Origin of the sequence: Rhodococcus sp. OK519 (genome assembly GCF_003051005.1) — a bacterium.
Classification (GTDB): Bacteria; Actinomycetota; Actinomycetes; order Mycobacteriales; family Mycobacteriaceae; genus Prescottella.
On record NZ_QAOW01000012.1, the window covers coordinates 48,002 to 70,198 of the forward strand.

Consider the following 22,197-nt stretch of genomic DNA (forward strand, 5'->3'; position numbering starts at 1 on the left):
GCGGTCAGCGCACCTCGGCGATGATCTCCACCTCGACGGGCGAGCCGAGCGGCAGTTCCGCCACACCGACGGCCGAACGGGCGTGGATGCCGGCGTCGCCGAAGACCTCACCGAGGAACTCCGACGCTCCGTTGATCACACCGGGCTGACCCGTGTACCCCTCGGCCGAGGCCACGAAGCCGACGACCTTGACGATCCGCACGATCGAATCGAGTCCGACGAGCGCGTCCACCGCGGCGAGCGCGTTCAGCGCGCACGTGCGGGCGGCGGCCTTCGCGTCGGCGTCGGACACATCCGCGCCGAGCTTGCCGGTGAGCGGCAGCTTGCCGTCCACGAACGGCAACTGACCGGAGGTGTACACGTGGTCACCGGTACGCACGGCCGGCACGTAGGCCGCGACCGGGGCGGCGACCGGGGGCAGTTCGATGCCGAGCTCGGCCAGGCGCGCAGTCCAGGACTGTGCAGTGTCCGTCACGCGCCTCAGCCCTTCGGACGCTTGAGGTACGCGACGTGCTGCTCACCGGTCGGACCGGGCAACACCGTGACCAGTTCCCAGCCGTCGGCACCCCACTGATCGAGGATCGCCTTCGTCGCGTGCGTCAGCAGCGGCACGGTCGCATACTCCCAGGTAGTCAATTCGCTCATGCCGCTGAGCCTATCCCCCACACATTTCCGCCCAACGACTTATAGGCTCGTGCCCGTGGCAGCACCGACAGACACAGCCGCGCAGGGGCGGCCCGACGGCAACGAGCAGGCTTGGCCGCCCGTCGCCGACGCGGCGCGACTGCACTTCGTCTCCGGCAAGGGCGGGACGGGGAAGTCCACCGTGGCCGCAGCCCTGGCGCTCGCGCTGGCCGCCGGGGGCCGACGCGTCCTACTGGTCGAGGTCGAGGGACGGCAGGGCATCGCGCAGCTGTTCGACGTGCCCCCGCTGCCGCCGCAGGAGACCAAGATCGCGACCGCCGAGGGCGGCGGCGAGGTGTTCGCGCTCGCGGTGGACCTCGAGACGGCGTTCCTCGAGTACCTCGACATGTTCTACAACCTCGGTTTCGCGGGCCGCGCGATGAAGAAGATCGGCGCCGTCGAGTTCGCGACCACCCTCGCGCCGGGCCTGCGCGACGTGCTGCTCACCGGCAAGATCAAGGAGTGCGTGGTCCGCACCGACAAGTCCGGCCGGAACGTGTACGACGCCGTCGTCGTCGACGCTCCCCCGACCGGCCGGATCGGCAAGTTCCTCGACGTCACCCGCGCTATGTCGGAACTGGCGAAGGGTGGGCCCATCCACTCTCAGAGCCAGGGCGTGGTGCGTCTGCTGCACTCGGAGCAGACCGTCGTGCATCTGGTGACCCTGCTCGAGGCGCTGCCCGTGCAGGAGACCGCCGACGCGGTGGCCGAACTCCAGTCCGCCGACCTCCATCTCGGGACGGTCATCGTCAACCGCAACGACAGCCGCTTCCTGCCGCAGGACGCGCAAGCCGATGCCGCGGAGGGCCTGATCGACGCCGACGCGGTCCGGGCCGGGCTCGCGAAGGCCGGCATCGAACTCTCCGACGACGACTTCGCCGGCCTGCTGACGGAGACCATCGAGCACGCGGCCACGCTGGCCGCGCAGGACGAGAGCGCAACCCAACTCGACGAGGTGAAGGTGGCCCGCATGCATCTGCCCGCGCTGGTGGACGGCGTCGACCTCGGGGGGCTCTACGAGCTGGCCGAGCGGCTCACCGAGCAGGGCGTGCGATGAACCCGCCGCGCAAAGCCGCCGCCCTCGACCTGTCCGGCATCCTCGACGACCCGAAGACTCGGATCGTCGTGTGCTGCGGCGCGGGCGGTGTCGGTAAGACGACCACGGCGGCATCGATGGCGCTGCGGGCCGCCGAGCGGGGCCGACGCGTCGCGGTGCTGACGATCGATCCGGCCCGCCGACTCGCGCAGGCCCTCGGCGTGCAGGACCTCGACAACGAACCCCAACTGGTGCAGCTCGCACCCGGTTCGACCGGGGAACTGCACGCGATGATGCTGAACATGCGGCGCACGTTCGACGAGATGGTGCTCGAGCACTCCGCGCCGGACAAGGCCCAGCAGATTCTCGCCAACCCCTTCTACCAAACCGTCGCCACGTCGTTCTCCGGCACGCAGGAGTACATGGCGATGGAGAAGCTCGGCCAGCTTGCGGCCGACGACCGGTGGGACCTGGTGATCGTGGACACCCCGCCGTCGCGCAACGCCCTCGACTTCCTCGATGCGCCGCAGCGCCTGGGCGCGTTCCTCGACGGTCGGATGATCCGGCTGCTCACCGCGCCGGGCCGCGGCATCGGACGTCTCGTGACCGGAGCAATGGGGCTGGCACTGAAGGGGGTGTCCACCGTTGTGGGCAGCCAGATGCTGTCCGACGCGTCCGCATTCGTGCAGTCGCTGGACTCGATGTTCGGGGGCTTCCGGGAGCGCGCGGGCCGCACGTACGAACTGCTGCGCCAGGAGGGCACGCAGTTCGTGGTGATCGCGGCCGCCGAACCCGACGCACTGCGCGAGGCCGCGTTCTTCGTCGACCGGTTGTCGGGCGACCACATGCCGCTCGCGGGGCTCGTGCTGAACCGGACGCATCCCACCCTGTGTTCGCTGCCCGCCGATCACGCTCTCACCGGGGCGGACCTGCTGGACGAGAAGGCCCCCGACGATCCGGGGGCAGCGCTGACGTCGGCGATCCTGCGGGTACACGGGGATCGCGCGGTGATGGCGAAGCGAGAGGTGCGGCTGCTCGGCCGGTTCACCGCGTCGCATCCGACGGTGCCCATCATCGGTGTCCCGTCGCTGCCATTCGAGGTGTCGGATCTCGAGGCGCTGCGCGCCGTCGGCGACCAACTCACCCGGCAGGGCTGACGCGGCGGCGCTCGACCCGACCGGTCGCGCAGCGGCACCGAGCGCGCCGCTGTGCCCGTCGAATGTTCGTGTTGTTGCAGTCGGTCCTACTCCCCGACGAGGGCCGACTCGATGTTCGCGGTCAGACCGCGGACTGGTGGTGACGCTGCGCTTCGAAGAACTCCGCCCAGGACTCCACCTCCGGGTGCTGCTTGAGCAGCGCCCGACGCTGACGTTCGGTCATGCCTCCCCAGACCCCGAACTCGACGCGATTGTCGAGAGCGTCGGCACCGCACTGCATGAGAACCGGGCAGTGACGGCAGATGGTGGCGGCCTTGCGCTGCGCGGCGCCGCGTACGAACAGCTGATCGGGATCCACTTCTCGGCATCGTGCCTGCGCGACCCACTGAATGCGCGCTTCCGCCTGCTCGTAATCGAGCCGGGTCGCGGGACTGGTCATGTGCATTCGGTTCCCCTTCGTCCGAACGCCGTTCCCCACGGCGCCCGAAATGCTCGAGCATTCCTCGCAATTAGCACGTGAGGACTGCACCACATTCCTAATCCAGTGTTAGCTGTATCACACTGACTTGAGTCAATCTAGGTAAAGAGAGCGCGAAGCGCAAGATCAGGTCGGCACTTTCTGGTACGAGCGTGCATACTTCGCGACAATTGCCCGGCTCTACGGCAAAGTTCATACCGAGTTCACCCGCGACCGACCGGCCTGTTCGAGTCGTCCACCAGGGCACACGGTCCGTTCGACGTACTCTGTACATCGTGTCGAGAGCCAAAACGATCGCCAAGCTCGCGGGATGTTCCGCACTCGCCGGTGTTCTGCTCGCGGGAGCGATGTTTCCGCTGGCAGGAGGATTCGGTTTCGCCTCCAACCGTGCCGCGGACGCCGTCGACAACGTCTCCGCCGAGCTCGTGGAGGGCACGGTCCCCGCGGTCTCGACGATGACCGACGTCGCCGGCAACCCCATCGCGTGGCTGTACGAGCAGAGACGTTTCGAAGTCCCCAGCGACCAGATCTCCAACGAGATGAAACTCGCGATCGTCTCGATCGAGGACAAGCGCTTCGCGGACCATCACGGCGTCGACTGGCAGGGCACGCTGCGCGCGGCGATGACCAACACCACCAGCGGCGAGGTCCAGCAGGGCGCGTCGACGATCGACCAGCAGTACGTGAAGAACTATCAGCTGCTGGTGGTCGCGCGGAACGATGCCGAACGCCGGGCCGCGATCGAGACCACCCCGGCCCGCAAGATCCGCGAGATCCGGATGGCGCTCACGCTCGACAAGAAGCTGTCCAAGGACGAGATCCTCACCCGCTACCTGAACCTGGTCCCGTTCGGCAACGGATCGTTCGGTGTGCAGGACGCCGCGCAGACGTACTTCGGGGTCGACGCGAAGGACCTGAACCTGACGCAGGCCGCGATGCTCGCCGGCATGGTGCAGTCCAGTTCGGCCCTCAACCCGTACACCAACCCCGACGGCGTGACCGAGCGGCGCGACACCGTGCTCGACACGATGATCGCGAACATCCCGGACCGGGCCACCGAGATCCGGGCCGCCAAGACGGCCCCGCTCGGCGTGCTGCCGCAGCCGAATTCCCTGCCCCGCGGATGTATCGCGGCCGGTGACCGCGGCTTCTTCTGCGACTACGCGCTGCAGTACCTGGCCGCGTCGGGCGTCAGCCGCGAGCAGATCAACAAGGGCGGCTACACGATCAAGACGACACTCGACCCCGTCGTACAGGACTCGGTGAAGACGGCCCTGGTCAAGAACGCCGACCCGAAGCTCGACGGCATCGCGAACGTCATGAACGTCGTCCAGCCGGGCCAGGACCAGCACCGCGTGCTCGCGATGGGCTCCAGCCGCACCTACGGCCTGGACACCTCCAAGGAGGAGACCGTCCAGCCACAGCCGTACACGCTCGTCGGTCACGGCGCCGGCTCGATCTTCAAGGTCTTCACGACGGCCGCCGCGATGGAGAAGGGTCTCGGCACCAGCGCGGTGCTCGACGTGCCCCGACGCTTCGAGGCGCGCGGCATGGGCAACGGTGGCGCCCGCGGATGCCCCGCGGCCACGTACTGCGTCGAGAACGCCAGCCCCAACTATCCGGCGAAGATGCCGGTGACCGATGCGCTCGCGCAGTCACCCAACACCGCGTTCGTCAAGCTCATCGAGTCCACCGGCGTCACCCCGACCGTCGACATGGCCGTCCGACTGGGCCTGCGCTCCTACACCGCCAGCGGGTCGTCCGGTTTCGGCGACCAGAGCATGGCCGAGATGCAGAAGTCGCAGAACCTCGGCTCGTTCACACTGGGCCCCACGTGGGTCAACCCGCTCGAACTCGCGAACGTCGCGGCCACGCTGGCCTCGCACGGCAAATGGTGCCCGCCCACCCCGATCGACTCCATCACCGACCGCGAGGGCAAGCAGGTGTCGCTGACGCAGCAGGCCTGTGAGCAGGTGGTCGATCCCGGTCTCGCGGACACACTGTCAGTGGCGCTGAGCAAGGACGACGCCCCCGGCGGCACCTCGTTCGGCGCGGCCAGCGCGGCAGGCTGGAAGCTCCCGATGTCGGGCAAGACGGGAACCACCGAGTCCCACATGTCGTCCGGCTTCCTCGGATTCACCAACAACTTGGCGGCCAGCGTCCTGGTGTACGGCGACTCCCCCACCCCGGGCGAGATCTGCTCCGGGCCGCTGCGCCCGTGCGGCGACGGCAACCTGTACGGCGGCACCGAACCCGCCCGCACCTGGTTCGACGCACTGATGCCGGTGGTGGGCAATTTCGGTCCGACGACGTTGCCGGCCGTCGACGACAGGTACGTCAGGGGTTCGCAGAACGCCCAGGTACCCGACGTTGTCGGGCAGACCCAGGACGCGGCGACCGCAGCACTGAAGGCGGCCGGTTTCACGGTGAACCCGGTATCGACCAAGTCGGACGCGCCGAAGGGCAACGTCACGGGCAGCGCACCGTCGGGCCTGGCGGTGCCGGGATCGGCGGTCACGATCTACGTCAGTGACGGGTCGGTCCTGGCGGCGGCGCCCGGTTCCGCAGCGCCGCGCACGTCGACGCCCGGCGGCTGATCCGCGGACACACCAGGCGGTTTGAGGTCCCCGCGCACGGGGTAATCCTGATGCGCGGGGACCCGTCGGGTCTCCTCGACCGGATCGAGGTCCGTCATGATCGTTCTCGGTTTGATATTGCTGCTGATCGGCTTCCTGACAGGCATCTCGATCCTGTGGACGATCGGGATCATCCTGTTGGTGATCGGCGTGATCCTGGCGATTCTGGGCGCGACCGGCCGCGCCGTCGGCGGTCGACGCTACTGGTACTGATCGACCTGCCCGCTCCTCTCCCCAGCGGCGGCGACGGCAGTCGCCGCCGTGACCGACGTTGTTTATCGCGCCGCGTTCTCGGGTAGTCGAACCGGATGAACCTTCGACATCTGTACAACCGCGCCGAGTCCGCAGCGTTCCTCGACGGCGTCAGCGCCGCCCTGCAGCACCGAATACAAGCGGGGTTGGGCCGCACCGTGATCGGCGATCGGCTTCGCGGCGACTGGCTCGGCCATCCCGTCCACCCCAGCCTGGTCGCGATACCGATCGGCGCGTGGACCAGTTCACTGCTCTTCGATGTCGTCCTCCGCGATCACCGGACGGCACGTCGCCTGATCGGCGTGGGACTGATCGCCGTTCCGCCGACGCTCGCGACCGGATGGGCCGATTGGAGCGAGCGCGACGTACGTCAGCGCCGCGTCGGCCTGCTGCACGCCGGTGCCAATGCGGCGGGAATCGTGTTGATGCTCGCCTCGTTCCGTCGGCGTCGGCGAGATCCGGCCGCATCGGACGCCCTGGCGACGGCACTGTCTCTCACCGCGCTCGGTGCGGTCGGAGCGGGCGGTGCGCTGGGCGGGCATCTCGTCTTCGGACAGGGCGCGGGCCTCGCGATGACGCCCGCCAACGACGGTCCCGCGTTCGATCCCGTCCTCGCCGAGATCGATACCCGAGCCGAACCGGCGCCCTCGAACGGCCATCTCGCCCACACCGGGCTACACCGAAAGGAACACCCGTGACCGACGACCGAGCACTCACCGGCCGCACCATCGCAATCCTCGCGACCGACGGCGTCGAGGAAGTCGAACTCGTTCAGCCCCGCGCGGCGGCCGTGGAGGCCGGCGCCGACGTGCGTCTGATCTCATTGTCCGACGGCCAGATTCAGGCCATGAACGGCGATGTACACGAAGCCGGACGATACGACGTCGACCTCACCGTCGGCGGCGCGTCCGTCGACGACTTCGACGCGCTGATCCTGCCCGGCGGCACCACCAATCCGGACCAGCTGCGCCAAGACGACGGAGCGGTGTCGTTCGTGCGCGACTTCGTCCGGTCGGGCAAGCCCGTCGGCGTCATCTGCCACGGACCGTGGATGCTCGTCGAGGCGGACGTGGTTCGGGGCAGGACGCTGACGTCGTATCCGAGCGTCCGAACCGACATTCGCAACGCCGGTGGCAATGTCGTCGACCGGGAGGTGGTCATCGACGGCGTGCTCGTCTCGAGCCGCAACCCCCACGATCTGCCGGCGTTCTGCGAGGCGATCGTGGACGTCTTCTCGTCGGCCTCGACGCGGGTGTGAGACCTATCCGCGCCCGACGGTCACCTGAACACCGCCGCCGATCGCCGCGGCGTCGTTGACGATGCCGCCGAAGCACGTGAGGTTCGGCCTGCGCGGCGCCACGAGAACCGGTGTACCGGTGTAGTCGATCGGCGTCGAATACGCCGTCGGGGTCCCGAGACGCACCCGGGCATGCGGAACCTCGGCGCACGAACCCGATGCCCCGTGGAAGCCGACGGACTGATAGCCGAACGGCATCATGCGGCGCAGTTCGTTCCAGATCTGCACCCCACTGAGCCACCGCTGCACGGAACCGTCTCCGACATACGCCTGCCAGTAGTTGGACCCCATCTGTTCCACTCGCAGCGTGTAGGTCTTGCCGAGGGCGAAGTCGAAGAAGTCGCTGCGACAGGTCGTCCCACCGGGTCCGGGGAAGATGGGGCCGCACCCGGCCTGCTGGACATCGGGACCGTAGTAGCTGAAGACCGTGCGGGCGATGAGCGGAGCATCGGCCGCGGGTCGCTGGACCTCGAGCCCGATGTAGCCGCCCTGCCAGTTCTGGAAATTGAAATGCTGCCCCACAGAGAGCGTCTGCCCGGGTCCGGTCACACCGATCTCGTCGATCGTGACGGGAAACGCGAACTCGGAGATGCCCTTGGTGCCTGCGTTGGTGGCGAGCCAGTCGATCTGGACCAACTCACCCGGAACAACGGCCGCAGTCGCAGTCGCCGGTGCCGCCACCACGACGGCCGCGGCCGCCGCCGCAGCAGCCATCAGAACCCGTACCGTCCCAGAACCGCTCCACCCCATGCCGATCTCCTCCCCGTGGAGGGCCTCAGCAGCCCTCGGTCATGATGATGATCTTGCACGGGGATTCGGTCGTTACGGACAGAAACGACCAGACGCCGCATTCGGATCGGTCAGAGCAGGCCGCGCCGGATTGCGGCCTCGACTGCCTGGTCTCGGCTCGAGACGTCCAGCTTCCGATACAGGTTGCGAGCGTGGGTACGGACCGTATTCACGGACAGGTGCATTTCCTTCGCGATCTCCTTGAGCATCCTCCGTGTCTGTAGTTGCGCGAGGACCTGTTTCTCGGTGGGTGTCAGGCCGGGATTGCGCCCCGCGGAGACGACGAGCAGTTTGGAGCGCACGGCGTCCAGGAACTGCTGTGAGACGCCCTGCCCCGGCCGGATCGCGGTCAGTAGCTCGGCGACGTCTCCGGCGAAGTTCATGAAGGGCCGCAGGATCACATGCTCTTCCGCCAACTTGAGCGCCCGCCGGATCGACGAGACGGCATCCGTCTGGCGCCTGCTGCGGGCCTCGGCCACGGCGAGGAGCACCCAGGTTTGGACGGCCAGAATCCGGGACTGCGGCGGCCCCGATTCGAGGACCGAGCGCAGGATTCGCTCGGCGATGGCGGTGGCCCCCACATCCAGCGCGAGGAGTGCCCGCGCCACCTGGACGTCCGGGCTCGATCCGAAGATCTCGGAGGCGCCGCGCACGATGTCCTCCGCGAGTGCCGACCTGCCCGATTCCAGTAGCACCGCAACCGAGGTGACGACGTAGTTACTGGTGGAACCCTTGTGCGGGCCGCGCATCATCACCGCGAGCATTGCTCGACCGACAGCATCCACATCCTCGTCGGTGGTCTCCGGGAGGCAGCGGGCCCGGACGATCGAGAACGCGACTTGCGAATGATTGCCGATCACCGGCTCGGTGGTTCCGTCCGGTCGTACACGAACCGCCGTGTTTGCCAGCGCGCCGTGCAGGGGACTGTCTTCCGCCAAGATCTCGCCGCGGTGATACGTGCACATGCATGCGATCGCGGCGCACTGTGCGGCATCGATCCGCTCCGCCAAGTCGTGTTCGGCCGCGTAGTCGACGGCATGCTCGGCGCGTGAGGACATCGTCACCAACTCGCCTCTCATCGCGGCGAGGATCGCCAGTCGCGCCAGGCAGCGCAGGACGAGACGTGGATGTCCACCGAGATCGGCAAGCGCCAAAGCATCTTTCAACACACGCTCACTTCGAGCGAACCGCCCGGACAGCATGTGAGCGGCGGCGCACTGAACGAGGATGTAGCAATCCAGATCGATACTCTTTGTACCGCGGTGGTTTTCGACCGCCTCGATCGTTTCTTCCGAAATCGGTGCGCCGCCGATCAGGTCGGCCTCCACCCGGAGAGCGGCCGCAAAACACCCGGCAGCAGGCGAGAGCACCCGTCCGGCCGGTGAAGAAGCAGCCTTGCGAAGATGTGCCCGGGCAGCATTCGGATCGTTCGCCTCGAGCGCGACGAGCGCGCGCAGGAGCTGCACACACGACAGGCGCCCGTTGCGGGCGCCGATCGCTTCGAGCACGGTTTCGCCCAGGCCGGCGAACACTGCGGCCGGGCCGTACCGCTGGACGAAGTCCTCGATGATGTGTTCGTCCGACACCGCCGCCAGTTGGGTGAACGCTGTGAGGGTGTGTCCGGCCTCGGCGAGCGAGCGGGCGGCAGCAACGTTCAATGCCGCGTAATGCTCCGGGTCGGATTCTCGCAGAACCGCTCTCATGTGAGTCCGCACGAGTGGGTGCCACGAGTAGGTGAGTTCGCCGTCGACTACCTCGCGCCGCACCGGTATGCCCGACCGCTCGCACTCGTACAGGCGCAGATCGGCATTCCCTCCGACGAGGTCCTCGAGCAACGCTCCCGTGAACCGCTCCACGACACTCGTCGACAGGACGAACCGCACGAGGTCCGCAGGAAGTTGCGCGAGCATCTCACCCACGACATACCCGGACACCTGTTGGGGCCGCCCCAGCAGCGCGGTGATGTCGCCCCGCACGTCGCCCCCCGACCCTACGAGCAGTGCCGCGCTGCGGACGGCGCCGGCCCACCCGGCGGTGAGCTCGAGCACGGTCTCCAATTCGTCTTCGGACAGGGGCCCGTGATGGGCTGCGAAGATGCTCGCGATCGAGTCCCGCTCCAGGGCAAGCTCTTCACAGCCGAGAAACGTCAGGGAGCCGTCCGATGCGTACTTCGGCCACGGCAGATCGGGTGCACGGCGAGCCGACACGACCACCGTGATGCGCGCGGGTACCGACTCGACGAAGGCGGTCAGGTGAGCCAGCGCACCGGTGTCGGTGACCGTGTGCGTGTCGTCGAGGACCAGCACACCGGTCCCGTCCTGCAACTCGATACTCACCAGCGCGTCGCGCACCCTGCGCTGCAGCTGAGCGGCGTCGTTGTCGGCGGGATCGAGCGTCAGCCATGCCGCATTCGGTGCCGGATCCGAACCCGCGTGACTCGCGATCCAGGCCTCGAGCAACGTGGTCTTGCCCGCTCCCGCCGGCGCACATACCAGGACCTTGGCGGCGGACGCCGTGGCGACGGCCGCATCCAGGATCCGGAAGACCTCGTCGCGGCGCGGGACGGCGGTCCGCGCTTCGGACCACGCAAGGAGAGACACCGGCTCCCCTCGGACCGTGTTCGCCGTCGCACAGCTTCGTTTCATCACCCCTCCTGCCCGTCGGACCGACCGACCCGTACTCTGCCGGACGAACGGGACGCCCGTGAGATTCACCCCCATGCGGTCGATCCGAGGGCCGGCGTGGGACGGGACCGCTCCACCCCACGCCGACGCTGTCAGTGTGCGAACGCCTGAACCGAACGCCCCGCCCCGCGGATGGACCGTAGGGTCGTGACCACCTCGTTGATCGCGACCGCGAGGCGATGCGCCAGATCTCGGCTGAAGCCTTCTCGCAGCACTATTCGGAGAACGGCAACATCTTCCGCATCGGCCGGCATGGTGTAGGCGGGCACCTGGAAGCCTCTCGCCCGGAGTTCGTGCGAGACGTCGAACACGGTGAAGCCCGGATCACCGACCACTTCGAACGAGAGGACCGGAATCGCGGAGCCGTCCGTGATGATACTCATCTCCTCGATCTTGGAGATCTCCGCGGACAGCATCAGGGCGGTGTCCCGTAGCGACTCCATGATCTGGGTGTAACCGGCCACGCCGAGACGGATGAAGTTGTAGTACTGCCCCACCACCTGATTACCCGGCCTGGAAAAGTTGAGGGTGAAGGTCGGCATGTCGCCGCCCAGGTAGTTCACCCGGAACACCAGATCCTCCGGCAGGTAGTCCTTCGAGCGCCACACGACGAAACCGATACCCGGATAGGTCATCCCGTACTTGTGGCCGCTGACGTTGATGGAGACCACCCGCGGAAGCCGGAAGTCCCACTTCAATTCCGGGTGCAGGAAGGGGACGACGAACCCACCGGATGCTCCGTCCACGTGGATCGGTACATCGGGGCCGCCGGCGGCTGCGATCTCGTCGAGCACCTGCGCGATCTCCGCGACCGGTTCCAGCTCGCCGGTGAAGGTGGTTCCGAGGATCGCGACCACACCGATGGTGTTCTCGTCGACAGCCTCGCGCACCTGCTCCGGAGTGATGACGTAGCGTCCCTTCGCCATCGGCAGATACTTGGGCTCGACATCGAAGTAGCGGCAGAACTTCTCCCACACGACCTGGACATTGCTGCCGAGAATGAGGTTCGGCCGGCTCGCATCCTTACCCGCGTCGGTGCGCGCCTGCCGCCAGCGCCACTTGAGGGCCAATCCGGCGAGCATGACGGCTTCCGACGAGCCGACGGTCGATACACCGGTGGCGGATGCGGGGTCGGTCTCGGAGAGCCCCTCCGCGTGGAACAGGTCGGCCACCATGTTCACGCAACGCGTCTCGATCTCGGCGGTGGCCGGGTACTCGTCCTTGTCGATCATGTTCTTGTCGAACGTCTCCGCCATCAGACGGTCGGCCTGCGGATCCATCCATGTGGTCACGAACGTCGCCAGGTTGAGGCGGGAGCTGCCGTCGAGCATGAGCTCGTCGTGGATGAACCGGTAGGCAGCCTCCGGGTCGGTTTCCGATTTGGGCATTCGTAGGGCAGGGACCGCATCGGTCCCCAGTCGGCCGGTATAGGCCGGGGCGAGGGTTTCTGCTGGGGCGGCAAAGCTGTCTGACATCTTGTCCTCCACTTCTCCGAACTGGTGATCAGCGGACCGCTCGCGGTCACGTGGAAACTCGTTGACGGGTTGCAACACGAACGATTCAGACCTCGATGGGCGGATACAGCCGCTCCATCGTGTACCGGCGGTTGCGCCGGACGGACAGGGCGCTCGCGGTGAGCGACGCGAGCAGGATGCCCACGAGGACCGCGATCGCGATCCAAAGCCGCGAGTCGACCTGTTCGCCCACGGTGAGCTGGCGAAGACCGTTGACCGTATAGGTCATCGGGTCGAACGGATGGATGTACTGGAACGGTTTCGCGGTTGTCGGCACTGGATAGATGCCACCCGCGGATACCAACTGCAGCATGAGGAACGCAAGCGTCACGACACGGCCGACCGCAACCCCGAACACCGCATTGAAGGCCTGGATCATCGCGAGGTACGTCGCCGATACAAGCATGAGGAACAGGACCGTGCCGAGCACGTGCCTGACGTCGAGGCCGACTCCGAAGTGAACCACGGTGTACATCACGATCACCTGTAGGACACCGACGAGCAGGGCCGGCCAGTACGACGCCAGTACCGTTCGATACAGTCCGACGCCTCCAACGGTGGGGCGGGATTGCAAGGGTGTCAGCAACATCCACGTGATGATGCCGCCGACGAACAGCGCGAGGGACAGGAAGAAAGGCGCAAAACCGGTCCCGAAGGTCGACGCGACGTTGGTGAAGTCCTGCTTGAGGGCCACCGGGGTCGACAGTGTGTCGGCGGTCGCGGTGCGTTGCTCGTCTGTCCAGCTCGGGACCTGGCCGGCGCCCTGTTCGAGCGCGTCCGCGAGTTTGTCGGAGCCGGCCTGTAGCGCCACCATGCCCGACGCGAGCTGGCCTGCTCCACTCGAGAGCTGGACGCTCCCGTCCGTCAGCTGGACGAGGCCCGAGTTCAACGTCTTTGCGCCGCTGCTCAGTTCGTCGGCACCGTCCCGCAACTGCCGTACATCCGAGGCGAGGCCACCGTTCTGCAGCATCGCCAGGCCGCTCTGCAGAGGGCTGGAGGGATCGGTGAGCTGGTATTCGAGCTCCCGCGCATCTCCCCCGAGACGTTGCAGTTCCGCGCGCAACGCATCCGTGTCGTTCTGCAGCTGCGGTGCCGCCAACGGCGTCAGCGCGGCGACTGCGCGCTGGACGACGGGATCGGGGATTCCGCCCAGCAGGTCGATCGCCGTCGTCACCACGCCCGGCGTCGACGGCGGAGGCGCCTGCGGCAGCATGCCGCCGAGGGCCTCCAGTGACTGTCGGAGCTGCGCCACCTGCCCGCCCAGATCGGGCACCGCGGTGCCGTCGAGGGCAGTCGACAACGGCCCTGTGACGCCGTCGATGGCCGTCGCGAGCTGAGCCGCCCCGCTCGCGAGCTGCGCGGAGCCGTCCCGGGCGGTGACCATGTTGGTCGACAGCTCCTTCGCACCCGAGGCGAGCTGATCGGCACCGCTCTTCGCGGTATCGATGCCGTCGGCGAGCTGGCCCGCGCCGTCGGCCGCCTGTTTCAGGCCCGTGCCTGCGCTCTCCAGGCCGGTGAGGACCTGCCCCACGCCCTGCGCACCGATCGTGGTGTTGACCTGGTTGATGACCTGCTCCGACGCGTCCTGGCCGATGATGGTCGCCAGATAGTTGTTGGCGTCGTTGAACGTGAAGATCAGGTCGGCTTTCTCCGGATGATCTCCGTTGGGAGACTCGACGGCCTCGGTGAAGTTCTCCGGAATCGTGATGGTGTAGTAGTACTTTCCGCTGGAGAGTCCCTCGGCAGCCTTCTCTGCCGAGACCTCGTCGAGGTCGAGTTGACCGGATTCGATCAGCGACGTGACCACTTGGTCGCCCGCGTCGACGCGTTGGCCGTCCGCGGTGAGTCCGGTGTCGCTGTTGACGATCGCAGCCGGAATCTTGTCCACCGCGCCGAACGGATTCCAGAAGGCCCACAGATACATGGCCCCGTACAGGAGCGGCATGAGGATGATCGTGAAGATCGCGATCCGCGGCATCGTTCCGCGGAAGTATCGCTTCGAATCACTTCCCAGTGAGACACCGGCAAGCATCGCTCACCTCGCCTTCGTCATGATGCCGATGTCCCCGGCGCCGAGGAGACCGTGCAGGTCGACCACCCCGCGAATGCCGCAGTGGGACGGAACCGGGTTCACGTCCGCCGTGATGACGGACTGCGAATCGCCGATAGCCACAAGTCGTTCCAGCACAGCAGACCGCTCGTCGTCGTCCGCGATCTTGTCCAACCGGCCCACCACCAACAGCGGTGGACGACGGGTGTTCGCGACGGCAATGCGAAGAAGTAGTTGCTGGATCTCAGGGAGGTCGTCCACGAACGCGTGTGGCGCCGGGCGCTCGATCTCGCCGAACACGTCGGCGCACATCTCCTCGACGCCACTCTCATCGACGCGCGGGACCAGCTTGTACCAGGGCGAATTCCAGCGCAGCTGCTCGGTCACGAGGTCTTGGACCGTCACCGACGGTCGCACCTCGTCGAGCTCGTTGAGACAGGCTATCGCCGAATTGGCGAACACCTTGGTCGGCTTGTTCGCGTACCCGAGCACGGTCAGGGACCCTCGCGTGAGCCGCATCCTGCCGCACAACGCCATCAGGAGCGCGGTTCGTGCCGCGCCCGCCTGTGCGGCGAGAACCGTCACGCCACCACTGTCGATATCGAGATCGATAGGACCGAACACGTGCCCCCAGGGCCCGTGCAGTTCGATCCCCCTGGCGGACACGAGGTCCCCCTCTACCTGTTGCCGGGAGGTGTATTCCCCCTCCACGAATGTCTCGACCAACTCGAACCCCCGTTTCCACGCCGTCACCGAGGGACGGCACTTCGAGAAGAGCTATTCGCATGACACTTCGAGTTCGACGACGTCCCGGCCGGGAGCGTCACAGGACGTTCTTGACCACTTGCCCGTTCTTGACGATCACCGACAGGTTCTTCGCGGGATCGGCCAGCAGACTCAGGTCCTCGAGCGGGTTCCCGTCCACCAGTAGCACGTCGGCCCACGCGCCCTTCTCGATCGTTCCGAACTTGGCCTGTCGGTACGGATCCCGCTCGCCGGCCATCCGGAACAGTTCGGCGTTGCCGGAGGTGAGCATGCGGAGGGCCTCGAGATTGCTGTAATGATCTCCGAGGCGTGCCGCCATCTCGCTCTGCCGGGGAGCCAACTGCGGCTCGAGCAGGAGGTCGGTCCCCCACGCGGTCTTGACGCCGTGCTTCTTCGCCCAGGCGTAGACATGGTCCGTCCCGGAGCAGATCTCCCGATCCTTGCCGGCACGTTCGGGGTCGGGGTAGTGATGATCGCCGAGTGCGAACGGCTGCATCGACAACCACACACCCTTCTCGGCCATGAGCGCAACGGTCGGCTCATCGGCGAGGTGTCCGTGCTCGATCGACTTGACGCCGGCATCGAGCGCACGCCGAATACCCGTGACGTTGTAGACGTGAGTCGCGACGTAGGTGCCGTAGTCGGTGGCGGCGTGGACCGCGGCGCGCAGTTCGTCGTCGACGAACTGCACCGTGTACAGGGGGTCGTACATCGACGCGGCGCCACCGCCGACCATGAGCTTGATCTGCGACGCGCCCTTCTTCAACTGCTCCCGGACTGCCGCCAGAACACGGTCCGGGCCGTCGGCAACACGCATGAAGCCGATCTGTTCGGCACGACTCTGGTTGCCGCCGAGCGCAGTCGGACACTCGTACACGAAGCCGAAGTCGCCATGTCCGCCCGTCTGGGAGATCGCCGCCTGGGACGGATAGATCCGCGGACCTTCGAAGAGCCCGCGATCGATCACCGACTTGATGCTGCCGGTGTCACCCGCCATGTCGCGCACGGCGGTGAAGCCGCGGTGCAGCATGTTCCTCGCTTCCGCGAGTCCGTTGAGCGCAATGTGGGCCTCCGTGCCCATCACCATGTCGATGTAGGAGTTGGCATTGCCGACGAGGTGTACGTGGGCGTCGCTCATGCCCGGCATGAGGACCCGGCCACCGCCGTCCACGACGGTCGTCTTCCTGGCCGGATCATCGCCGACGGGCGACTCCGCGACTGCTGCGATGAAGGTGCCGTCGATGAGCACGTCACCACTGACAAGATCTGCCGATGATCCGTCGAACACACGAACGTTACGGAACAGCAGACGATTACTGGTCTCCGAGGTGGCCGTCATCTCCGGGACGCTAGCAGCGCCTTTCGGACATCGTTCGCGGAACGAACGCTTCCGGCCCCAACCTCATCCCCAATATCACCCGTCCTCGGCCATCGTCCCGCCGCCCCGAAAGCGCTGGAAGGCGCGCCGATTGCCGCGCCACCGACCACGTCGTACGAGATGCACTGCGCAACTGGGCCAAATCTTGTTCGCTTTCGATTTACACTGCGGCGCATGTTGATTCATCCGACACTGCGAATGCAGTCATGGGGGTTCGTGATCGGCGCAGCGCTCTTCGCCCTGGGCTCCGCTCCCGGACTGTCGGTGCTGCTGGGCACGGCGGGCGCAAACACCGCGTTCTTCGTCGGTTCGTGGTTCTTCACCGCCGCGGCTTTCGTCCAGTTGATACTCAGCGGTTCGGCGACGACCTCCGACGAACGAGGTACCGCGATCCGCGCGGTGTGGCTGTCCGCCGCAATTCAGTTCCTCGGCACCATCCTGTTCAACATCAGCACCGGCGCCGCCCTGCACGCACACACGATCAAGGGCGACATGCACCTCGTCTGGAATCCGAACGCCGAGGGTTCGGTCGCGTTTCTCGTCTCGAGCGGCCTGGCGGTGCTCGTCCTGCGGCGGGCCGGCAGCTACTGGGAGCCACGCTCGAAGGATTGGCAGAGCGTCTGGCTGAACACACTCGGTTCCATCGCCTTCGGCGTGTCCGCTGCCGGGGCCTTCATCCTGCAGGACGGCACGAGCCTCGACCCGAATCTCGCCAACGTCGGCACCTTCGTCGGGGCCGTGTGTTTCCTCGCCGCCTCGGCTCTCTACCTCGGCAGCCGTCCGACGGCGGTGCCCGCAATGACAACCGCCTCGTGACCGGGCGCGCGGACGCAGCCGATCACGAGGCGGGGAAGCCGGTTTGTATGAAACCTACAGCCGGTCCTTGACCGCCTTGGAGATGCGCGAGCCGTCGGCCTTGCCGGCGGCGATAGCCGTGGCGGCCTTCATGACCTGACCCATCTGCCGCATGCCGGGGCGCTCGCCGATCTCCTCGGCGATCTGTGCGATCGCGGTGTCCGCGACATCGGCGAGTTCCGCGTCGGTGAGCGGCGTCGGCAGGTACTCGTCGATGACCTGGGCCTCGGCCCGCTCGTTGGCGGCGAGTTCGCCGCGCCCGGCCTCGGTGTAGAACTCTGCGGCCTCGCCGCGCTTCTTCGATTCCTTGGCCAGCACCTTGACGACCTCGTCGTCGGTGAGCTCGCGGGCTTCCTTGCCGGACGTCTCCTCGGTCTGGATCGCGGCCATGATCATGCGCAGCGTCGCGAGTCGCAGTGTGTCCTTCGCCTTCATCGCGGCGGTGAGGTCGGCGCGGAGCGTGGATTTGAGGGTGGGAGCGGTGTCGGCCATGCGCCGAACGGTACGCGCCCGGTGCGGTGTCCTGCACCTTCATTGCAGACACCCGTATTCTGAAATGGTGTCTGATCTGTATCGCCGCCTCCCCCACCGCAGCACCCTGAATCGTGCCGCGCTCGCCACCGCGGGCGCCGCCGCACTGGGCATCGGCTATGCCTCGCTCATCGAGCGCAACGCCTTCACTTTGCGCGAGGCCACGATGCCGGTCCTGGCGCCCGGCTCGGCGACTCTGCGGGTGCTGCACATCAGCGATCTACACATGATGCCGAACCAGAAACTCAAGCAGAACTGGCTGCGCGAGCTGGATCGTCTCGACCCGGACCTGGTGGTCAACACCGGCGACAACCTCTCGCATCTGAAGTCGGTCCCGGCCGTCGTGCAGTCGATGGGCGGCCTGCTGGCCCGTCCCGGCCTGTTCGTGTTCGGTAGCAACGACTACTTCGCGCCCAAGCCGAAGAACCCCTTGAAGTACTTCAAGAAGGAGCACCGCCGGGTCCACGGCGCGCCGTTGCCGTGGGCAGATCTGCGGGCCGCGTTCACCGAGCGCGGCTGGCTCGACGTCACCCACATGCACCGCGAACTCGAGGTCGCCGGCGTGCGGATCGACGCAGCCGGTGTCGACGACCCGCACCTGAAGCGGGATCGCTACGACACGATCGCCGGCCCGCCGAACCCGCTGGCACAGCTCAAGCTGGGCATCACGCACTCCCCCGAGCCGCGCGTCCTCGATCGCTTCGCCGACGACGGCTACGACCTGATCCTCGCGGGCCACACCCACGGCGGCCAGCTGTGCCTGCCGTTCTACGGCGCGCTCGTCACCAACTGCCAGCTCGACCGTTCGCGGGTGAAGGGCCCGTCGCGGTGGGGTGCGCACACGCGCCTGCACGTGTCCGCCGGCATCGGTACCTCGCCGTACGCGCCGGCGCGATTCTGCTGCCGTCCCGAGGCAACGCTCCTGACACTCGTCCCCGCACCGCGCGAGGAGACCAGGTCCGGTCGCGGCTCAGCCGCCGTCGAAAGTGCCGTTTTGGGCCGTTGACCAGCCGATTTAACCCCCGCGAGATCGGTCATGTAAGCTAACCGAGGTTCAACACGGGGTGTGGCGCAGCTTGGTAGCGCGCTTCGTTCGGGACGAAGAGGTCGTGGGTTCAAATCCCGCCACCCCGACAGTGAAGAACAGAAAGACCCGGTCCGATCACTCGGACCGGGTCTTTTTCTTTACATCGGCCGCCATGCCGTCCCGCCGGAAAGTTCACCGAACCCGCAGGCTAGCCTGACCTAATGTTCGTTCGAACCTCCCTGCGCAAGCGAACCTCGGTTCGCGTTGCGATGGTCGCCCTCGCGACCGTCTTCGCCGCCACCGCGTGCGGCTCCTCCGACACCGCCGCCGACGGCCCGGCCGGCAACACCGACGTCGCGACGGGCGGCCGCCTGTTCGCCACTGCCGACACCGCGACCGCGGAACTGGGCAGCGACGCGCAGCCCGGTCAGTTCCCGCGCACCGTCACGCACGCGCTCGGCGAGACCGTCATCGAGAAGAAGCCCGAGCGCGTGGTCGTGCTCGACGGCGGCGAACTCGACGACGTCCTGTCGCTCGGCATCACGCCGGTCGGCATCGCGAGCCCCGAGGGCGCCGCGGGGCAGCCGTCGTACCTGGCGGACAAGCTGGCGGGCGTTCCCGACGTGGGCACCACCAACAACCTCAACCTCGAGGCCATCGTCGCGCTGCAGCCCGACCTGATCCTCGGCAGCAAGCTGCGCGCCGACAAGACGTACCCGCGGCTGGCGGAGATCGCGCCGACGGTGTTCAGCATCCGTCCCGGCTTCCCGTGGAAGGAGAACTTCCTGCTCGTCGCCGACACCCTCGGTGAGGAGACGAAGGCCGACTCGGTGCTCAACGACTACCAGACCCGTGCCGACGAGGTCCGGGACGGCATCCAGGGCGATCCGTCGATCTCGCTGGTGCGCTTCATGAGCGGCAAGACTCGCCTGTACGGCAACCTGTCGTTCATCGGCGTGATCCTGCAGGACGTCGGGCTGCGTCGCCCCGACCTCCAGAACATCGACGAGCTGGCCGTCGAGGTGAGCCCCGAGACCATCACGCAGGCCGACGGCGACTGGATCTTCTACTCCACCTACGGCAAGCCCGACACCACCGCCGAGGCCCAGGTCCTGGGCGGGCCGCTGTGGTCCGGCATGAGTGCCGTCAAGAACGGCAAGGCCGTTCCCGTCTCCGACGAGACGTGGTTCCTCGCCCTGGGCCCGACCGGCGCGATGATCGTGCTCGACGACCTGCAGAACCTGTTGGGCGGCAAGCAGTAACCGTTCCACCCACAACGAGGCCCGGCACCGATTTCGGTGTCGGGCCTCGTCGTTGCGCAGCTCCTCGGCTCTCCTCTAGCCGGCCACATCCTCTTCGAGGAACCGGTCGAGCACGCGGAAGAACAGCTCCGGTTCGTCCAGCTGAGGAAAGTGCCCTGCGCGAGGGAATATCTCGACACGACTACGGGGAACTACGCGACGGAGGTTGTCTGCGTGCGAGGCCGGGATCATTCTGTCCTTGCCACCCCATACCAGAAGCGACGGAAGCGATTCGAACCTCGGAAAGTGCTGCGCGGCACTGACCGTCTGACCGCGCAGTCCCACGACCGCGCGGGTGGATGCGAGGAATGCATCTCTGGTCGGCTTGTCGGACACCGTCTTGAACGTCCGCCAGGTTTCCGCGGCACTGCGACTCGGCTGCGCGGGGAATCCGAACCGGCCCAGATGCCTGCCCAACTGATCGAGCACGCCCTCGGTGTTGCGCCGAACCCAGTCGGAAGCCAGGACGGGCAGTACCAGCTCGCTGCCGGGCAGGGTAGCTGCCTTGAGGAGCAGGCTGACCTCGGGTCCGAGTCCGCCACTGCCCACCAGACACAGACCGGCGACTCGCTCGGGAAACAAGTACGTCAGCTGCATCACGATTCCGCCGCCGAGCGAATGACCCACGAACGACGCCGAGGCGATTCCGAGATGCTCCATCAGGTCCCGAAGGGTGGCTGCGTGGGAACTCAACGAGTAGTCGCCGGGCGGTTTGTCGGATTGCCCGTGACCGAAGAGGTCTGGGGCAATGACTCGGTACTTCTCCGACAGGTTGCCGATCTGCGGACCCCACGATTCGTGGGAACCGAGTAGACCGTGCACAAGCACCACCGGAGGTCCGGAACCGACGTCGACGAACCTCAGAACGTCGCCGTGCAGGACCACGGACTCGAGCTCGTCAGACACCACTGTGCCCTCCCGTCTCGCCCTTCGACCAGCAGAAAGCGTCGAACGCACCCACAAACGACTCGACCCGTCCGATTCTCCCACGCGAGCACGACGCGGGCACGGCGTCATCCCAGGCGTAGCGGACCGGCGACTCGGTCGCCTCACGGCGAAAGGCGCAACGCAGCTCCAGCCGAACGGAACTCTGCGGAGGCGGTCAAATTGAGCCCGGGGGACACGGAGCCGCCGATCCGTACTGAACAACAGCGACCGCCGCGGTGCTATTCCGGGCAGTACAGGAAGTGTTCTGCGTCATGATTCGACCTCGTCGTGGCCGGATCAACCCCACCGGTAACCACAACTGACCCAAGCGAATTCGACCCCACCCGGGGCTACCGGACAGAGCTCACGGACTGTTCAGGGCGCGACGAGACAGAGCGGCCCGAGTGGTATCGCAGGGTTGACCGTGACCTTCTCCACGGGCCCGCCCGCCGACGTCTGGTACGCCATGATCGCGTGTTCGCCCGGGGCCGTGGGGGTCCAGAATGTGAAGGCGTGGTCGAAGATCACCGGGTTCTGCCAGTAGGGCGAGATGTGGTCCCACGCAAACTCGTGCGGGAAGAACGTCGACGCACGGTTGTAGTCGACGATCCCGACGCCTTGGTCGCTCGGCGTCCACTCCGAGTCCGCGGTCCTGGCCACCACGAGATACGTGCACCCGGCGCCGTACGGGGTCGTGGGTCCGACGCTCAGCCCCGGCAGGACCGTGACATCGGTGACGTCCGCCGCGGCCGAGGGGGCACCCCAGGCCGCGGCGGCGGCAAGCATGACCGCCGAGAGGGAGACGGTCCGGATAATTCGGGAATTTTTCATACCCT

At 66.9% G+C, this 22,197-nt stretch carries 21 protein-coding genes and 1 tRNA gene; 10 read left to right on the plus strand and 12 right to left on the minus strand.

Annotated elements, in window-relative coordinates; genetic code table 11:
* Window positions 1-4 precede the first annotated feature (4 nt).
* Window positions 5-475, minus strand: coding sequence for a RidA family protein (locus tag C8K36_RS22775; protein WP_107987296.1), 471 nt, complete (start codon window positions 473-475; stop codon window positions 5-7).
* 5 nt (window positions 476-480) lie between these two features.
* Window positions 481-645 carry a DUF4177 domain-containing protein gene (locus C8K36_RS22780; protein ID WP_107987298.1) on the minus strand — a complete coding sequence of 55 codons (165 nt, stop codon included), beginning with the start codon at window positions 643-645 and terminating at the stop codon, window positions 481-483.
* Window positions 646-700: 55 nt separating this feature from the next.
* Between C8K36_RS22780 and C8K36_RS22785 the strand changes: the two genes are divergently transcribed.
* Complete coding sequence (locus C8K36_RS22785; RefSeq protein ID WP_258195562.1) at window positions 701-1,741, plus strand: ArsA-related P-loop ATPase; 1,041 nt, start codon at window positions 701-703, stop codon at window positions 1,739-1,741.
* Window positions 1,738-2,877, plus strand: a complete 1,140-nt coding sequence (locus C8K36_RS22790; RefSeq protein ID WP_107987300.1) for an ArsA family ATPase — start codon at window positions 1,738-1,740, stop codon at window positions 2,875-2,877. The genes C8K36_RS22785 and C8K36_RS22790 overlap by 4 nt, the downstream gene beginning before the upstream one ends.
* Window positions 2,878-2,998: 121 nt before the next feature.
* Here C8K36_RS22790 and C8K36_RS22795 read toward each other — a convergent pair whose 3' ends face one another.
* The gene (locus C8K36_RS22795; protein ID WP_064066863.1) at window positions 2,999-3,322 is read right to left on the minus strand and encodes a WhiB family transcriptional regulator; all 324 of its coding nucleotides are present in this window, start codon (window positions 3,320-3,322) and stop codon (window positions 2,999-3,001) included.
* Between the two features lie 326 nt (window positions 3,323-3,648).
* Here C8K36_RS22795 and C8K36_RS22800 point away from each other — a divergent pair, with 326 nt between their 5' ends.
* The 4 genes from C8K36_RS22800 to C8K36_RS22810 all read left to right on the plus strand — a co-directional run bounded on the left by C8K36_RS22800 (window position 3,649) and on the right by C8K36_RS22810 (window position 7,501).
* On the plus strand, window positions 3,649-5,952 hold the full coding sequence (locus tag C8K36_RS22800; RefSeq protein ID WP_107987346.1) for a transglycosylase domain-containing protein: 2,304 nt from the start codon (window positions 3,649-3,651) through the stop codon (window positions 5,950-5,952).
* 96 nt (window positions 5,953-6,048) lie between these two features.
* Window positions 6,049-6,204 (plus strand): DUF6131 family protein, encoded by a 156-nt coding sequence (locus C8K36_RS24940; protein WP_181319691.1) that lies wholly within the window; start codon window positions 6,049-6,051, stop codon window positions 6,202-6,204.
* 95 nt (window positions 6,205-6,299) lie between these two features.
* Complete coding sequence (locus tag C8K36_RS22805) at window positions 6,300-6,941, plus strand: DUF2231 domain-containing protein (RefSeq protein WP_107987302.1); 642 nt, start codon at window positions 6,300-6,302, stop codon at window positions 6,939-6,941.
* Window positions 6,938-7,501, plus strand: a complete 564-nt coding sequence (locus C8K36_RS22810; protein ID WP_107987304.1) for a type 1 glutamine amidotransferase domain-containing protein — start codon at window positions 6,938-6,940, stop codon at window positions 7,499-7,501. Before C8K36_RS22805 ends, C8K36_RS22810 begins: the two co-directional genes overlap by 4 nt.
* 3 nt (window positions 7,502-7,504) lie before the next feature.
* Here C8K36_RS22810 and C8K36_RS22815 read toward each other — a convergent pair whose 3' ends face one another.
* The 6 genes from C8K36_RS22815 to C8K36_RS22840 all read right to left on the minus strand — a co-directional run bounded on the left by C8K36_RS22815 (window position 7,505) and on the right by C8K36_RS22840 (window position 16,681).
* Window positions 7,505-8,290 (minus strand): hypothetical protein, encoded by a 786-nt coding sequence (locus C8K36_RS22815; RefSeq protein WP_107987306.1) that lies wholly within the window; start codon window positions 8,288-8,290, stop codon window positions 7,505-7,507.
* A gap of 110 nt (window positions 8,291-8,400) precedes the next feature.
* Window positions 8,401-10,929 carry a LuxR C-terminal-related transcriptional regulator gene (locus C8K36_RS22820; protein ID WP_181319692.1) on the minus strand — a complete coding sequence of 843 codons (2,529 nt, stop codon included), beginning with the start codon at window positions 10,927-10,929 and terminating at the stop codon, window positions 8,401-8,403.
* Window positions 10,930-11,105: 176 nt separating this feature from the next.
* A complete protein-coding gene (locus C8K36_RS22825) occupies window positions 11,106-12,488 on the minus strand; it encodes a glutamate decarboxylase (RefSeq protein ID WP_107987348.1) in 1,383 nt (460 codons plus the stop codon).
* An 85-nt stretch (window positions 12,489-12,573) separates the two neighbouring features.
* Complete coding sequence (locus C8K36_RS22830; RefSeq protein ID WP_107987310.1) at window positions 12,574-14,559, minus strand: YhgE/Pip domain-containing protein; 1,986 nt, start codon at window positions 14,557-14,559, stop codon at window positions 12,574-12,576.
* A 3-nt stretch (window positions 14,560-14,562) separates the two neighbouring features.
* On the minus strand, window positions 14,563-15,243 hold the full coding sequence (locus tag C8K36_RS22835) for a hypothetical protein (RefSeq protein ID WP_258195563.1): 681 nt from the start codon (window positions 15,241-15,243) through the stop codon (window positions 14,563-14,565).
* Between the two features lie 157 nt (window positions 15,244-15,400).
* Complete coding sequence (locus C8K36_RS22840) at window positions 15,401-16,681, minus strand: metal-dependent hydrolase family protein (protein WP_107987312.1); 1,281 nt, start codon at window positions 16,679-16,681, stop codon at window positions 15,401-15,403.
* A 213-nt stretch (window positions 16,682-16,894) separates the two neighbouring features.
* On the opposite strand from C8K36_RS22840, the gene C8K36_RS22845 reads away from it, so the two are divergent.
* Window positions 16,895-17,536, plus strand: coding sequence for a hypothetical protein (locus tag C8K36_RS22845; protein ID WP_107987314.1), 642 nt, complete (start codon window positions 16,895-16,897; stop codon window positions 17,534-17,536).
* A 54-nt stretch (window positions 17,537-17,590) separates the two neighbouring features.
* Here the strand turns inward: C8K36_RS22845 and C8K36_RS22850 are convergent, their stop codons facing one another.
* On the minus strand, window positions 17,591-18,067 hold the full coding sequence (locus C8K36_RS22850) for a GatB/YqeY domain-containing protein (RefSeq protein ID WP_107987316.1): 477 nt from the start codon (window positions 18,065-18,067) through the stop codon (window positions 17,591-17,593).
* Between the two features lie 64 nt (window positions 18,068-18,131).
* Between C8K36_RS22850 and C8K36_RS22855 the strand changes: the two genes are divergently transcribed.
* From C8K36_RS22855 to C8K36_RS22865, 3 genes are all read left to right on the plus strand, one after another.
* Window positions 18,132-19,112: a metallophosphoesterase gene (locus C8K36_RS22855; protein ID WP_107987318.1), complete on the plus strand. Its 981-nt coding sequence runs from the start codon at window positions 18,132-18,134 to the stop codon at window positions 19,110-19,112.
* Between the two features lie 54 nt (window positions 19,113-19,166).
* Window positions 19,167-19,240 (plus strand) — tRNA-Pro (locus C8K36_RS22860).
* A 114-nt stretch (window positions 19,241-19,354) separates the two neighbouring features.
* Window positions 19,355-20,395 (plus strand): ABC transporter substrate-binding protein, encoded by a 1,041-nt coding sequence (locus C8K36_RS22865; RefSeq protein WP_107987320.1) that lies wholly within the window; start codon window positions 19,355-19,357, stop codon window positions 20,393-20,395.
* A 75-nt stretch (window positions 20,396-20,470) separates the two neighbouring features.
* Here the strand turns inward: C8K36_RS22865 and C8K36_RS22870 are convergent, their stop codons facing one another.
* Window positions 20,471-21,343 carry an alpha/beta fold hydrolase gene (locus tag C8K36_RS22870; protein ID WP_107987322.1) on the minus strand — a complete coding sequence of 291 codons (873 nt, stop codon included), beginning with the start codon at window positions 21,341-21,343 and terminating at the stop codon, window positions 20,471-20,473.
* Window positions 21,344-21,736: 393 nt separating this feature from the next.
* Window positions 21,737-22,192 (minus strand): hypothetical protein, encoded by a 456-nt coding sequence (locus C8K36_RS22875; protein WP_107987324.1) that lies wholly within the window; start codon window positions 22,190-22,192, stop codon window positions 21,737-21,739.
* Between the last annotated feature and the right edge of the window lie 5 nt (window positions 22,193-22,197).

What these genes read in the sequence shown, in the direction of transcription:
- C8K36_RS22780 (WP_107987298.1), bottom strand. Translation starts at nt 645, where the DNA reads ATGAGCGAATTGACTACCTGGGAGTATGCGACCGTGCCGCTGCTGACG.
- C8K36_RS22790 (WP_107987300.1), top strand. Translation starts at nt 1,738, where the DNA reads ATGAACCCGCCGCGCAAAGCCGCCGCCCTCGACCTGTCCGGCATCCTC.
- C8K36_RS22795 (WP_064066863.1), bottom strand. Translation starts at nt 3,322, where the DNA reads ATGCACATGACCAGTCCCGCGACCCGGCTCGATTACGAGCAGGCGGAA.
- C8K36_RS24940 (WP_181319691.1), top strand. Translation starts at nt 6,049, where the DNA reads ATGATCGTTCTCGGTTTGATATTGCTGCTGATCGGCTTCCTGACAGGC.
- C8K36_RS22805 (WP_107987302.1), top strand. Translation starts at nt 6,300, where the DNA reads ATGAACCTTCGACATCTGTACAACCGCGCCGAGTCCGCAGCGTTCCTC.
- C8K36_RS22815 (WP_107987306.1), bottom strand. Translation starts at nt 8,290, where the DNA reads ATGGGGTGGAGCGGTTCTGGGACGGTACGGGTTCTGATGGCTGCTGCG.
- C8K36_RS22825 (WP_107987348.1), bottom strand. Translation starts at nt 12,488, where the DNA reads ATGTCAGACAGCTTTGCCGCCCCAGCAGAAACCCTCGCCCCGGCCTAT.
- C8K36_RS22830 (WP_107987310.1), bottom strand. Translation starts at nt 14,559, where the DNA reads ATGCTTGCCGGTGTCTCACTGGGAAGTGATTCGAAGCGATACTTCCGC.
- C8K36_RS22840 (WP_107987312.1), bottom strand. Translation starts at nt 16,681, where the DNA reads ATGACGGCCACCTCGGAGACCAGTAATCGTCTGCTGTTCCGTAACGTT.
- C8K36_RS22845 (WP_107987314.1), top strand. Translation starts at nt 16,895, where the DNA reads ATGTTGATTCATCCGACACTGCGAATGCAGTCATGGGGGTTCGTGATC.
- C8K36_RS22850 (WP_107987316.1), bottom strand. Translation starts at nt 18,067, where the DNA reads ATGGCCGACACCGCTCCCACCCTCAAATCCACGCTCCGCGCCGACCTC.
- C8K36_RS22855 (WP_107987318.1), top strand. Translation starts at nt 18,132, where the DNA reads ATGGTGTCTGATCTGTATCGCCGCCTCCCCCACCGCAGCACCCTGAAT.
- C8K36_RS22865 (WP_107987320.1), top strand. Translation starts at nt 19,355, where the DNA reads ATGTTCGTTCGAACCTCCCTGCGCAAGCGAACCTCGGTTCGCGTTGCG.
- C8K36_RS22875 (WP_107987324.1), bottom strand. Translation starts at nt 22,192, where the DNA reads ATGAAAAATTCCCGAATTATCCGGACCGTCTCCCTCTCGGCGGTCATG.